Here is an 11,883-nt window from a genome sequence, read left to right as displayed (position 1 = left end):
GGGCTCGGCGGCAGGTCGGGGCCGGGCCTGGTCAGCCGGCCGGGGTGGCCACGACCAGGCGGCACAGGTCCACGCTGACCGGCGCGGGCGCGGTCCTGGCGGCCACGGCCGGGATGTCGGCCTGGCGCACGTGCTCGGCCACCCGCAGGCCGTGGCCCGCCAGCAGCGCGGTGATCTCCTCGGGGGTGTGGAACGACAGCCAGGGCTCGCCGCGCTCGGCGGCCGCCGGCAGCGCGTACCCGGCCATCTCCTCGCCCGGCTCGTCCCGCGCGCCGGCGGGCAGGGCGTACTCCATGACCAGCTCCGAGCCGGGCGCGAAGGCGGCGAACGCGGCGAGCGTGGCGGAGATCGCCTCCGCCGTGAGATACATGCTCACCCCGAGCCAGCTCACGAACGCGGGCCGGGAGAGATCGAGCCCGGCCGCGCGGAGCCGGGCGGTCAGGTCCTCTTTCTCGAAATCGACGCCGGCGAGGGTGAGAAATTCCGGAATGGCCATCCCGGCGTCCGCGAGAAGGCGCCGTTTCCATTCCTGGGTGGCCGGGTGATCGACCTCGATGACGCGGATCCGGCCGCCCGCGGCGCGCTGGGCGAAGGTGTCGAGGCCGGCGCCGAGGCTGACGTACTGGGTGAGGCCGGACCGGCGCAGGCGGTCCTCGGCGTGGCGGCTGCGGGAGGTGACCTGGGCGCGGGTGCCGGACAGGATGAGGTGGCCGCCGTGCAGGCGGTGGTAGCCGAGCAGCTCCCCGGCCCGCTCGCCGAGGAGCCGCGCGGCGAGGTGGTCCGTGAAGATGTGCGGGGGCTCGTCGACCACGAGGTGGGCGGCGCGGGCGGCGGCCGCCATCATCGCCGTGAGGCTGGGTTTCTCGTCATTCACGCGGCGATGCTAGCCACGGCTTTTCGGGGAATGCAAAGAGCATAACACGGGAAAATCAATTGACGATAACGGCCGCAAAGAATGGCGATATCGAAATCGGCGGCCGGTCAGTCCAGGGCGGCGATCAGGTCGGGGATGCCGGCCGGGTCGTGGAAGAGGTGGGTGGCGCCGAGGCCCGTCAGGCGCTCGGCCGGGGTGAGGCCGCCTGCGTACGCCAGGCAGCGCATGCCCGCGCTCACCGCCGCCATCACCCCGAACGGGCTGTCCTCCACCACCACGCACCGCTCCGGCTCGGCCCCCATCGCGGCGGCGGCGTGCAGGAACAGGTCGGGCGCCGGCTTGCCCCGCGCCACGTCCTCGGCGCTGAAGACCCGCCCCGCGAACCGCTCCGCCAGCCCGGTGATCTCCAGGCTGCGGCGGATCGTGCGGTGGCGGCCGTTGGATGCCACGCAGCTCGGGATGGACAGCCGGTCGAGGGCTTCCTCGATGCCCTCGATGACGCACAGCTCGGCCTTGATCGCGGCCACGTACTCGGCGTCGAGCTGCTCCTTCCAGCCCGGCGGGGTCTCGCCGACCTGCTCGGCCCAGAACTCGTTGGTGCAGCCCACGAAGCGCTCGGCGTACTCCTTCTCGTCGATCGACCAGCCCAGGCGTCGCAGCGCGGCGGTGCCCACCCGTACCGAGATGGGCTCGCTGTCGACCAGCGTCCCGTCGCAGTCGAAGATGACCAGATCGACAGCCAACGCGCCTTACCTCCGTGTTTCGCGGTCTTTGATCTGACCCTATCGGGAGGGGTTTCGCCTGCTTTCGGGGGAGTGGGGACACGTCGTGGCAGGTGGTAGCGTTTTCGTATCGCCTAACAAGATGTCAGTCCGCATAGTGAGACATTCATGAACACAGCCCCCCAGCGGGACACCGCCGCGCCGAGCCGCACCCGGATCGCCGCCGCCAGCCTCGTCGGCACCGCGATCGAGTTCTACGACTTCTACATCTACGGCACCGCCGCGGCCCTGGTGCTCAACACCGCGTTCTTCCCCGAGATGGACCGGGTGGCGGGCAGCCTCGCCTCGTTCTCGACGTTCGCGGTGGCGTTCGTGTCCCGGCCGCTCGGCTCGGCCGTGTTCGGCCACTGGGGCGACCGGATCGGGCGCAAGTCCATGCTGGTGGTGTCGCTGCTGGTCATGGGGCTGTCCACGGTGCTGATCGGGCTGCTGCCCGGCTACGCCGCCATCGGCGTCGCCGCGCCCGTGCTGCTGGTGCTGCTGCGCTTCACGCAGGGCATCGGCCTGGGCGGCGAGTGGGGCGGCGCTGCGCTGCTGGCCACCGAGCACGCGCCGCCCGGCAAGCGCGGGCTCTACGCGATGTTCCCGCAGCTCGGGCCGTCGGTGGGGTTCGTCGTGGCCAACGGGCTCTTCCTCGTCCTGGGCGAGGTGCTGAGCGAGGAGCAGTTCGACGGGTGGGGCTGGCGGCTGCCGTTCGTGGCCAGCCTGCTGCTGGTGATCGTCGGCCTGTACGTCCGGCTCAGGATCTCCGAGACGCCGGTCTTCAAGGCCGCGATGGACCAGCGGCGCATCGCCAAGGTGCCGTTCGCCGGCCTCATGCGGCACCAGTGGGGGCGGGTGCTGCTCGGCGCCGGGGCCATGACGGTGGCGTACACGTTGTTCTACACCGCCACCACCTACTGCCTGGCCTACGGCACCGCCACGCTGGAGATCCCGCGGACCACGATGCTCGGCCTCACCATGATCGGCGTCGTCTTCATGGCGGCCGGCACGGTCGCCTCGGCCGTGGTGTCGGACCGCCTGGGCCGCCGGCGCACCCTGATCACCGGCTGCGGGGCGGCGATCGCGTGGGGGCTGGCGATGTTCCCGCTGATGGAGACCCGGTCGGTGGTCCTGGTCGGGGTGGCGCTGGCGGGCGCGCTCGGCCTCATGGGGCTGATCTTCGGCCCGATGGGCGCCTACCTGCCCGAGCTGTTCAGGACCGAGTACCGCTACAGCGGCGCCTCCGTCGCCTACAGCCTCGGCGGCGTGCTGGGCGGCGCGGTGCCGCCCCTGGTCGCCACCGGCATGCAGGCCGGCGGGCTCGGCGCCACGGCGATCGGCGCGTACGTCTCGGCGATGGCCCTGCTGAGCCTCCTGTGCCTCCTCGCCCTCCCGGAAACCGGCGGCAAATCCCTGTAGAGAAATCCCGCGAACCTGTCACGAATGCGGTCGCTGTCCCGTCCTCACGGTGGAAGACCCGAAAGGAGACGGGACAGTGAGCAAGCACATTCTGATCGTCGGTGGTGGATATGTCGGCATGTACACCGCACTGGGGCTGCGCAAGCTGATCCGTTCGGGCGAGGCGAGCGTCACCGTCGTGGACCCGCGCGGCTACATGACCTACCAGCCGTTCCTCGCCGAGGCCGCCGGCGGGGCGGTCGAGCCGCGGCACGTCGTCGCCGCCCTGGGCCGGGTGCTCAAGGGCGTGCGGGTGCTGACCGGCCGGATCACCCAGGTGGACCACGACGAGCGCCGCGCGGAGTTCCAGCCGGCGCAGGGCCCGGCCAGGAGCATCGGCTACGACATCCTGGTGATGGCGGCCGGCTCGGTCACCCGCCTGATGCCCATCCCCGGCCTGGCCGAGAACGCCGTCGGGTTCAAGACCGTCGCCGAGGCCGTGCACCTGCGCAACCGCGTCCTGGCCCAGCTCGCCGCGGCCGTCTCGACCGACGACGAGCGGGTGCGGCGCAGGGCGCTGACGTTCGTGGTGGTCGGCGGCGGCTTCTCGGGCGTGGAGGCGCTGGCCGAGATGCAGGGCCTGGCCGACGAGGCCGTCCGGCACCACGAGGGCGTCGAGCCCGCCGACCTGAGCTGGACCCTGGTCGAGGCCACCGACGGCATCCTGCCCGAACTGCACCCCGAGCTGGGGCGCTGGGCCGTGAAGGCGCTGCGCGAGCGCGGCGTGGACATCCGCCTCGGCACCCGGCTCGTCTCGGCCGAGAACGGCGTGGCCGAGCTGAGCGACGGCACCCGCCTGGACGCCGGCACGCTCGTGTGGGCCGCCGGCGGCCGGCCCAACCCGCTGGCCGCCGACAGCGGCCTGCCCGTGGACCGCCTCGGCCGGATCACCGCCACCGAGTACCTGACGGTGGCGGGGCTGACGGACGCGTTCGCCGCCGGCGACGGCGCGGCGGTGCCCGACCTGACCCGGCCGGGCGAGTTCACCGGCCCCAACGCCCAGCACGCGGTCCGCCAGGCCAAGCTGCTCGGCCGCAACCTGGTGGCCTACGTGCGGGGGCGGCCGCTGCGCCCGTACCGGCACGCCTACCTCGGCTCGGTCGCCGGGCTCGGGCACCACCAGGGGGTGGCCCAGGTGTACCGGCTGCGGCTGACCGGGCTCCTGGGATGGCTGGCGCACCGGGCGTACCACCTGGCGTGGGTGCCGACCCTCGACCACAAGGCCCGCGTGCTGGCGGACTGGACGCTGTCGGCGCTGTTCCGGCGGAACACCGTGCAGCTCGGCGCGATCGAGCACCCCGACGAGGACTTCCGCGCCGCCGCCGCCCTCGACCGGCCCCGGGCGTCAGGCGTGGGCGGGGAAGAGCAGCGACAGCTCGCGCGGGTGGGCGGCGATCAGGCGTAGCTCGTCGTCGGTGAGGGGCTTGCCGGTCATCGCGTTGCAGAGCTGGACCAGGCGGAACGTCAGGTCCTCGTCGGTCACCTCGATGCCCAGGCCGTCCATGACGTGCCGGAAGCCGGACTTGCCGCCGTACTCGCCGGTCAGCACGACCCGGCCGGCGCGGGCGTGCCAGTCCTGCGGGAACGGGCCGAGCGTGGCCTCGTCGTACAGCTCGTAGTTGCCGTGGTCCTTCAGCGCGCCGTCGGCGTGGATGCCCGACTCGTGGGCGAAGGCGTTACGGCCGGCCCCCACCTGGTTGTACGGCAGCGGCTGCCCGAAGGCGTAGGCCGCCCACAGCGCGAAGCGCCGGGCCCACGACAGGTCGAGGTCGTCGCCGATCTCGGCGTCCAGGCCGAAGCCGTGCCGGAAGGCCAGGACGGTGGACAGCAGGTCGGCGTTGCCGGAGCGCTCGCCGATGCCGTTCACGCAGGTGTTGATCCAGGCGTCCTGGCCGGCGTCGAGGTCGCCGAGCGCGCCGGAGACCGAGTTGGCCACGGCCAGGCCCAGGTCGTTGTGGCAGTGGGTCTCGACGGGCATCGCGGCGGCGGCGGCCAGCTTCGCGAAGCGCTCGCGAATGCGGTCGGGCGTGTCGCCGCCGATCGTGTCGCAGTAGCGCACCCGGTCGGCCCCCGCCTCCTTGGCCGCCAGCGCGAACTCCAGCAGGAACCCGTCGTCGGTGCGCGAGCCGTCCTCCGCGTTCACCCCCACGGTCAGCGCGCCCGCGGCCTTGGCGGCGCGCACGGCGGCGGTCATCTCCCTGATGATCGCGCCGCGGTCCAGCCGGCCGCGGAACTTGTTCTGGATCATGTAGTCGGACGTCGAGATGGACAGGTTGTAGTGCTCCAGGCCGAGCGGGGCCGCCTGCTCGACGTCCTGCGGCACGCCGCGGCACCAGCCGGACAGCCGCAGCGTGCCGAACGCGCCGGCCTCGGCGAGCGCGAGCTGCGCCCGCACGTACGGGACCTCGTGGAACAGGAACGGGAAGCCGATCTCGGACTGCGCCACCCCGAGCTTGGCCAGATAGAAGTTGACCATGGTCTTGCCGAACTTCGACAGGCCGGTGCGCGCGGTCTGCACGCCGTCCCGGTTGGTCACGTCGAGGAAGTGGACTTTGGGCATGACTTCACGTTGACACGCTCGCTCAACGTGGATCAATATTGATTTTCGTCAATGTAGGGGGAGGGCGGATGGAGTGGATCGACGCGGCCACGGCCGCCGAGCGGCTGGGGGTGAAGCCGGCCACGCTGTACGCCTACGTCAGCCGCGGGGTGCTCCGCCGCCGGCACGCCGAGGACGGGCGGCGCAGCCTGTTCTCCGCCGAGGAGGTCGAGCGGCTGGCCCGCCGCGGCCGGCCGCGCGGCCAGCCGCCGGAGCTGGTCATCGAGTCGGCCGTCACGGCGCTCGGCGCGGACCGGCACTACTACCGGGGGGCCGACGCGCTGGAGCTGGCCGGGACGTGCGCGTTCGAGGCGGTCGCCACCTGGCTGTGGACCGGCGACCCCGCCGCCCTGCGGGAGCGGGAAGACGGGCACGGGAGCAGGGGAGGGCACGGGATCGGGCAGGGCGGCGGGATCGGGCAGGGCGGCGGGATCGGGCAGGGGAGCGGGCACGGCGGCGGGGGTGCGCCGTGGCGGTGTGACGGGGAAGGGCTGCGGGCGGCCGAGGCGGCGCAGCGCGGGCTGCCCGCCGACCTGCTGCCGCTCGACCGGCTCCAGGTGATCACCACGGTGCTCGGCGCCTCCGACTCGCTGCGCTTCCAGCTCGACCCCGCCTCGGTCGCGGCCACCGGCCGCCGCCTCATCGCCGGCCTGGTGGACGCCCTGCCCGAGCTGAGCGAGCCGGCCGGTGACTCGATCGCCGAGCGGTTGTGGTCCCGCCTGTGCCCGCACCCCGCCACGCCCGCCCTGCTCGACGCGCTGCGCGCCGCGCTGGTCCTGCTCGCCGACCACGAACTGGCCGCCTCCACCCTGGCCGCCCGGGTGGCCGCCTCGGCCAGGGCTGACCCGTACGCGGTGGTGCTGACCGGGCTCGGCGTGCTGGGCGGCCCGCTGCACGGCGGCGCGTCGTACGCGGCCGAGCGGCTGCTGGCCGAGATCGCCGAGCCCGGCCAGGCCGCCCGCGCCGTCGCCGAGCGGATCCGGCGCGGCGAGCGTGTCCCCGGCTTCGGCCACAGCATCTACAAGAACGGCGACGCCCGCGGCGCCTTCCTGCTCGACCTGGTCGAGCGGGCCGCGCCCGGCCACGACCTGATCGCGGCGAGCGCCGCCCTGGTGGCCGAGATGCGCAGGCGGCGGCTGCCCGAGCACAACATCGACCTCGCCCTGGCCGTCCTGGCCGCCGTCGCCCGCATGATCCCCGGCGCGGGCGAGGCGATCTTCGCCGTCGCCCGGGTGGCCGGCTGGCTGGCGCACGCCACGGAGGAGTACGAGCGCGGCACCCTGCTGCGCCTGCGCGCCTCCTACACCGGCCCGCCGATCAGGTAGCGGCGCCCGTCAGGCGGTCGTGCGCTCGACGTACGCCGCCAGCGCCCGCACCCGCTCCGCGTGCTGGTCGTGGCCCACGATCACCGGCGGCTCGTTGTAGGGCATCGCGTCCGACGAGCGGCGCAGCTTGACGTACTGGCCGCAGGCGTCGATCGCGTACGGCTCCATGTCGTCCTGCAACGCCCCGATCACCGTGATCCCGTACGTCTCGCCGATCCGCCGGAACAGCGCCACCGCCTCCCTGCGGTGCTCCTTGCCCAGGTTGCGCCCCAGCTCGTCGAGCACCAGGCACAGGTGACCGCCGCCGGAGGAGGCGATGGCGGCGGCGCACACCAGCTTGACGGCCTTCTCGTCCATGAGCGCGGTGTTGGCCCGCCGGTTGTACGGCACGAACCCCTGCCCCTCGCCGCGCCGCCACTTCGGCGTCACCCGCCACTGCCAGCGCTGCTCGGGATCGGCGGGCGCGGGCGGCACCGGGAACTCCAGGGTCGCGCCGTAGCCGCCGTAGGAGGTGTCGAGCTTGTCGAACTCCTCGGCGACCCGCGCCAGCCGCGCCTTGATCGCCGCCGTCAGCGCCGCCCGGTGCACCGCCGTGGACTGCGCCGCCTCCTCCGCGCCCCGGGCCGCCGCCGCCAGGTCGCGCTGCCGGGTCACGAGCTGCGCCTCGATCTGCCGCCGCTGGTGCCGCTCGTACTCCTCCTGGCCGCGCAGGTAGGACGCCAGCGCCCCGCACACCGCCGAGAACGTCGCCTGCTCGCGCGCCGTGCTCCCGCCCCGCTCGCTCAGCAGGAACCGCAGCTCCTCGGGCAGCTCGGCGTCCTCCTCCGGGAACGTGTCGCGCAACGCCTGGTCGAAGTGGCGCTCGGCGACCCGCCACCACTCGTCGGCGGTGCGCGGCCGCTCCTCCTCCGGCAGCGCCTCCAGCCACTGCCTGGCCGTCTCGGCGGTGCCGCCCCAGTCGGCGGCCAGCGCGTCCAGCCGCAGCGCCTCCCGCTCGGTGCTGACCCTGGCCTCCTGGTCGCGGGCCTGCGCCCGCTCGGCCTCGTGCCGCTGCCTGCGGCCGTCCATCCGCTCGATCTCCATGTCCCGCGTACGGGCCCGGAAGTCCAGCGAGCCGGCCAGCCGCCCGGCCTCGGCCACGGCGGGCGCCAGCTCCTCGACCGCCGCGTTGAGCTCGGCCAGCCGGGCGCGCCGCTCGGCCAGCTTCGCCTCGACCTCGGCCAGCCGCACCCCGGCCTGGGCGCCCTCCAGCCGCCGCTGCGCCTCCGCCACGGCCTCCTCGGCGTCGCGGACGGCCTGGGCCGCCGCCTCCTGGGTGTCCCTGGCGCGGTGCAGCCGCTGCTCGGCGGCCTTGATCCGGGCCTCCCGCCCGGTCGCCACGCCCTCGAACGCCCCCACCACGCTCACCCCGGCCGCGCTCACCAGCACGGACCCGGGCAGCCCGGCCAGCGCCTCGGCCGCGGCGTCGAGCCGGCCGGCGTCCACGATCACCGCGTGCTCGTGCGGCCAGCCGCGCAGCCCCGCGGGAGCGGCGGCCGGACCCCCGGCGGGGTGCCCCGCCGGGCGCACCGCGTCGCGGGCCTGCTCGGCCACGTCCAGCGCGTCGAGCAGGCCGGTCGCGGCGACGCCCGCCGCGGCGAGCGCGTTGAGCTGGGCCGCGGCCGGGCCGCCCTCGGCGTCGTCCAGCGCCGCCTGCGCCGACTGGGCCTCCCGGTCGGCCACGCCGAGCGCCTTCAGCGCCTCGTTGAGCCGCAGCCGGACCTCGCGCAGCTCCCGCTCGGCCGCCGGCACGTCGCGCCCGTCGGCGAACCTGCGGCTCTCCTCCAGCGCCGGGATCCGGCCGCGCAGCTCGTCGGCGGAGCTCTCGGTCACGGCGCGGTCGGTCTCCAGCTTGGCGGCCCTGGCCTGCATCGCCGCCAGCTCCTTGCGGGCCTGGGACACCTGCCGGTCGAGGGTGTCCTCGCGCAGCGTGGCGATCTCGGCCTTGACCAGGGCGATCGCCTCCGCCGCCGCCTCGCCGGCCGCCTGGTGGCGGGCGAGCTCGGCGGCCAGCGCCTCGTCCTTGGCGGCGGCGTCGGCCAGCTTGCGCGCCTGCCGGCCGCGCCAGCAGCGCAGCGCCTCGGCCAGCCGGACGCGCGCCTGGTCGCGCCGGTCGAAGGTGGCCAGCAGCGCCTTCGACTCCGCCTCGAACTCCGCCAGCCGGTCGGCGGCCTGGGCCGCGCGCACCCGCTTGGCGTGCTCGTCGCGGCGGGCCTCCCGCTCCTGCTCCAGCTCGGCGTCCAGGCCGGTCAGGGCGGCGATGGCCTCGAAGACGCGCTCGGGGGAGATCTCGTTGAGCGGCTGGGAGAGCAGGTTGGTGGCGACCTTGCTGCGTACGGAGGTGGACAGGAACGACACGCAGCGGACGCGGTCGCCGTACAGGGCCCTGGTCAGGTCGCGGGCCACCACGTCGCGCTTGCCCGCGGACCTCGGCAGCGACGCCCAGATCTCGTCGGCCCGCGCCACCCGCTCGGCCTCCGACGGCGAGGCCGCCAGGTGGACGCCGTCGCGCCAGCGGATCTCCAGGTGGGGCGCCTCCTGGTTGACGCGCAGCCACACGGTCAGGGCGCCGCCGGAGGTGTCGGGCACGTCGAACAGCTCGCCGCTCTCGCCGTCGTCGGCGTCCATGAGAGTGGGGGAGTGGGCGGCGGCCCCGGCAGCCGACGGGACGGCCGGGACGGCGGGCGCGGCGCTGGTCCCGGGCACGACGAGGGCGGCAGGCGCGGCGCTGGTCCCGGGCACGGCGGGCGGGGCGCTGGCCCCGGGAACGGCCGAGACGGCGGGCGGGGTCTCGCCCGGGGCGGGGGCGGGGAAGCCAGCCGTGCCGCCCGGGGCGGGGAAGCCGTCCGTGCCGGGTGGGGCGAAGACGCCCACGATGTAGCCGTGGTCGGCGCTCGCCCACTGGCGGCCGCCCGCGCCGCTGGCCAGCTCGGCGTTGAACAGCAGCTCGGAGACCGCCTTGGCGCCCGAGGCGAAGCGCCACTGCTCGTCGCCGAGCAGCGCCGTGATCGAGGCGATGAACGACGACTTACCCGCGCCGTTGGAGTCCTTCGGCCCGGCGCCCGCCACCACGATCAGCGTGCCGGGGACCGTGGGCACCGGATGGGTCGACAGCCGCGAGATGTTGACCGCCTGCACGGCGATCAGCACGCGGTCCCCGACGACGTTCTCCACCTGCGACACCTGTGACCCCCGTAACCCTTCCATCCGTGGTGGCGCGCGCGGGGACCTCCCGCGGGCGCGCGTTCATCTGGCCGACCTGCGCGCGCGTACGGCCGCCGCGAGCGGCGTGCTCGGCCCGGCGGCCAGGATCAGCTCCTCCTGCAGCCGCCGCCGCGCCGCCGGGGTGAGCCGGTGGAACTGCGGGCCCGGGACGTACCCGCCCGCCTCCTCGCCGGCCTTCACCTGGCTGATCAGCCCGGCGTGGCGCAGCGTGCGCAGCGCCGACTCCAGCTCGCCGATGGGCAGCTGGGTGTGGCGGCGCAGCTCGTCGGCCGGGGCGGGATGCGGCGACATCCAGGAGTCCTCGGGCAGCAGCCCCTCGGCCCGCGGGATCGCCACCGAGTGGACCAGCACCAGCGTCAGCACCGCCCGCTCCGCGACACCCAGCCGCCAGCCCGCGGCCGGGCCATTCGCCGGGCCGCTCGCCGGGCCGCTCACGGGGCCGCTCACGGGGCCGCTCACGGGGCCGTTCGCGGGGCCGCTCGCGGGGCCGCTCGTGGGGCCGTTCGCCGGGCTGCTCGTGGGGCCGTTCGCGGGGTCGGCGCGGGTCAGGGCGGCGGCGCAGGCGTCGTCGTAGCCGGACGTCCAGCGGTCGCGGTGCTGGATCAGCACCCGCCCGCGCCGTGCCAGCATCTCGCCCAGCGTGTGCCGCAACGCCGGGTCGCGCAGCGCGGCGAAGCGCACCTCCTGCACCGGCTCCGCCGCGTGCTCCACCGCCATGAACGCCGCCACCAGCTCGGCCCGCCGCCGCTCGTCGTAGGCCCCCAACAGGTCGCCGAACTCCGCGGCGGCGTCCTCCGCCCCACCTTCGGCCCGCCCGCCGCCCCCGGCCCCGGCGTCGGGACCGGCGTCGGCATCGGCACTGGGATCGACCCCGGCTCCGGTGTCGGCACTGGGATCGGCACTGGGATCGACCCCGACCTCGACCCCAGCCCCGGCCCCGGAATTGGCGCCGGTACCGGCTCTGGCGCCGAGGCCGGTGGCCAGGGGCGTGGGGCGGGCGGCGGCCACGATGTCGGCGTCGCCCACCACCGTCAGCTCGGCCCGCTCCGGCGAGGGCAGGCGGCGTACCAGCTCCTGGAGCTGGGCGTGCGCCTCCACCGGCCACAGGGCGCAGCGCGGGCCCAGCACGACCACGCCGTCGTCCACGACGACCCACGCCGAGTCGTGCAGCCGCCGCAGCGCGCCGACGGCCCAGTTGCGCATCAGGTCGTCGGTACGCCCGATCAGCGCCCGGTAGGTGTCGAGCACCAGCTCCACCGGCGCCGGCACGCCCGGCCACGGATCCACCGACAGGTCGCTCCAGCAGCACTTCAGCACCGCCGCCAGCACCCGCCGCGTCTCCCCGGCCCGCTCCACCGGCGCGGGCGCCACCTGGTATTCCTCCAGCAGGGCCGGTGTCACCCCGTCGGGCCACGCCGGCAGCGCCTGCCCGGTCGAGTCGGCCCAGGTCAGCCGGATCATCCCGGCCGGCGCGGGCACCCCGGCCCCGAGCGGCAACGGCCCGCCGGCCCGCGCCCGCACGTGCGCCATACGCCCTTCCCAAGCCGCACCCACCCCGGCCAGGGCCGTCCGCGACCGGTTCGCCCCGGCCCGGTCCAC

At 75.1% G+C, this 11,883-nt stretch carries 8 protein-coding genes; 3 read left to right on the top strand and 5 right to left on the bottom strand.

Translation table 11 applies throughout. The annotated features are described in order from the left end of the window. Positions 1–31: 31 nt before the first annotated feature. Both AB0H75_RS12660 and AB0H75_RS12655 read right to left on the bottom strand, forming a co-directional pair. Complete coding sequence (locus AB0H75_RS12660; RefSeq protein ID WP_367794950.1) at positions 32–874, bottom strand: class I SAM-dependent methyltransferase; 843 nt, start codon at positions 872–874, stop codon at positions 32–34. Positions 875–981: 107 nt separating this feature from the next. Continuing rightward, on the bottom strand, positions 982–1,617 hold the full coding sequence (locus AB0H75_RS12655) for an HAD family hydrolase (RefSeq protein WP_367794947.1): 636 nt from the start codon (positions 1,615–1,617) through the stop codon (positions 982–984). A 147-nt stretch (positions 1,618–1,764) separates the two neighbouring features. Between AB0H75_RS12655 and AB0H75_RS12650 the strand changes: the two genes are divergently transcribed. Both AB0H75_RS12650 and AB0H75_RS12645 read left to right on the top strand, forming a co-directional pair. Next, entirely contained in the window at positions 1,765–3,057 is a 1,293-nt protein-coding gene (locus tag AB0H75_RS12650; RefSeq protein ID WP_367794944.1) for an MFS transporter, read from the top strand. Positions 3,058–3,133: 76 nt separating this feature from the next. Further along, the gene (locus tag AB0H75_RS12645; protein WP_367794941.1) at positions 3,134–4,501 is read left to right on the top strand and encodes an NAD(P)/FAD-dependent oxidoreductase; all 1,368 of its coding nucleotides are present in this window, start codon (positions 3,134–3,136) and stop codon (positions 4,499–4,501) included. Here the strand turns inward: AB0H75_RS12645 and AB0H75_RS12640 are convergent. After that, on the bottom strand, positions 4,442–5,656 hold the full coding sequence (locus tag AB0H75_RS12640) for a hypothetical protein (protein WP_367794938.1): 1,215 nt from the start codon (positions 5,654–5,656) through the stop codon (positions 4,442–4,444). The genes AB0H75_RS12645 and AB0H75_RS12640 overlap by 60 nt on opposite strands. Positions 5,657–5,724: 68 nt before the next feature. On the opposite strand from AB0H75_RS12640, the gene AB0H75_RS12635 reads away from it, so the two are divergent. Next, a complete protein-coding gene (locus tag AB0H75_RS12635; protein WP_367794935.1) occupies positions 5,725–7,020 on the top strand; it encodes a citrate synthase in 1,296 nt (431 codons plus the stop codon). 9 nt (positions 7,021–7,029) lie between these two features. On the opposite strand, the gene AB0H75_RS12630 is transcribed toward AB0H75_RS12635, so the two are convergent. Both AB0H75_RS12630 and AB0H75_RS12625 read right to left on the bottom strand, forming a co-directional pair. Beyond that, positions 7,030–10,233, bottom strand: coding sequence for a chromosome partitioning protein ParA (locus tag AB0H75_RS12630; protein WP_367794932.1), 3,204 nt, complete (start codon positions 10,231–10,233; stop codon positions 7,030–7,032). A gap of 72 nt (positions 10,234–10,305) precedes the next feature. Next, complete coding sequence (locus AB0H75_RS12625; protein ID WP_367794929.1) at positions 10,306–11,814, bottom strand: hypothetical protein; 1,509 nt, start codon at positions 11,812–11,814, stop codon at positions 10,306–10,308. Positions 11,815–11,883: the final 69 nt, after the last annotated feature.

It is taken from the genome of Nonomuraea sp. NPDC050783, from assembly GCF_040802095.1.
Taxonomy (GTDB): Bacteria; Actinomycetota; Actinomycetes; order Streptosporangiales; family Streptosporangiaceae; genus Nonomuraea.
Note: the sequence above shows the minus strand (reverse complement) of the source record. Positions and strands in the feature narration are given on the sequence as shown.

What these genes read in the sequence shown, in the direction of transcription:
- AB0H75_RS12650 (WP_367794944.1), top strand. Translation starts at nt 1,765, where the DNA reads ATGAACACAGCCCCCCAGCGGGACACCGCCGCGCCGAGCCGCACCCGG.
- AB0H75_RS12640 (WP_367794938.1), bottom strand. Translation starts at nt 5,656, where the DNA reads ATGCCCAAAGTCCACTTCCTCGACGTGACCAACCGGGACGGCGTGCAG.
- AB0H75_RS12635 (WP_367794935.1), top strand. Translation starts at nt 5,725, where the DNA reads ATGGAGTGGATCGACGCGGCCACGGCCGCCGAGCGGCTGGGGGTGAAG.
- AB0H75_RS12625 (WP_367794929.1), bottom strand. Translation starts at nt 11,814, where the DNA reads ATGGCGCACGTGCGGGCGCGGGCCGGCGGGCCGTTGCCGCTCGGGGCC.